We start from the raw sequence: 1026 nt of genomic DNA on the forward strand, positions 1-1026 counted from the left end.
ATGTATTAGTGATATAAGTTTGTGAGTACACATCAGAGATATCAGCGGCTACGAGGGTAATATTACCTGTTAGCTGTTTACCATTTATTGTCTGTGTTTTTAGTACATAGTTGGCTAGGCTAGCACTTGACGCTGCACCAAGTTCTGTTAGTGTTGGTTTATCAGCACTAGTATAGACTTTGTACCATGCACCCATAGACGAGCCAAAGTTACGGACGTTAATAATTGGGTTGCCAGTTTTACTAATTACTAATTGAGTACCAAAGTTTGCATCAAGATTATTAATACCTAGAACATCAGTACCAGTTGGTGATGAGGCTGCGGGAATCTTAATGAATCCGTTACCGTCGCGTTCTTGCCAGCTTGGGTAAGTAGTACCGTTAGAGCCTACGCCAAAATCACCACGGTTAATTGGTAGTACTGTATCATCTAGTACACCAGAGCTTACTAGTGCTGTTGGTGCAAAGGTATATGTTTTGGTTACTACATTGTCAAAACTACCAGCAGTTGACATTGAAGTAAGTGTACCGTTGTACATTGCATATGGAACGGTAGTATCACCTGTTCCTTCATCTGGCATTTCAATTTTTAACTGAATCTCATCACCAGAGTTTACCAAGTCATCTAGGAATTGGTGATCTGCTGGAACCCAGTTAACAGTAATAGACACATCATCATATGCTTTATCACCTACGGCCTTTGCCATAAATGAATCGTTATATGGTTCGATTGAAGCAATTTGTGTTGTAGTTCCAACAACTGGAAATGATGCAAGTTTTTCTACTTGTTCAAATGCTTTAGATTTTGGATCGGTGTTTAGTGTATTGGTATTCACCCATACAGTGGTATAGTTTGTTAGAAACGACATTATTACTCCCCGTAGCTAAATGTAATTGATTGCGTATGTACATACATTGTTTTTTGTGCTTCGGCTTGAGTAGTCATTAAACTATCACCAATTGATATTTTATAAATTGGCATCCTAAGTTGATTGTCTAAATCATCAAAAAAACCCTTAGTACAGAT

General features: G+C 38.0%; 1 protein-coding gene. It reads right to left on the reverse strand.

All coding sequences use genetic code 11. The features are described from left to right. Nucleotides 1-868 (reverse strand): hypothetical protein (locus IM273_RS21990; RefSeq protein WP_193055637.1); only part of this gene is annotated, 868 nt, incomplete at its 3' end. Between the last annotated feature and the right edge of the window lie 158 nt (nucleotides 869-1026).

The sequence above is a fragment of the Enterobacter cloacae complex sp. P13B genome, from assembly GCF_014895915.1.
Lineage (GTDB): Bacteria > Pseudomonadota > Gammaproteobacteria > Enterobacterales > Enterobacteriaceae > Enterobacter > Enterobacter bugandensis.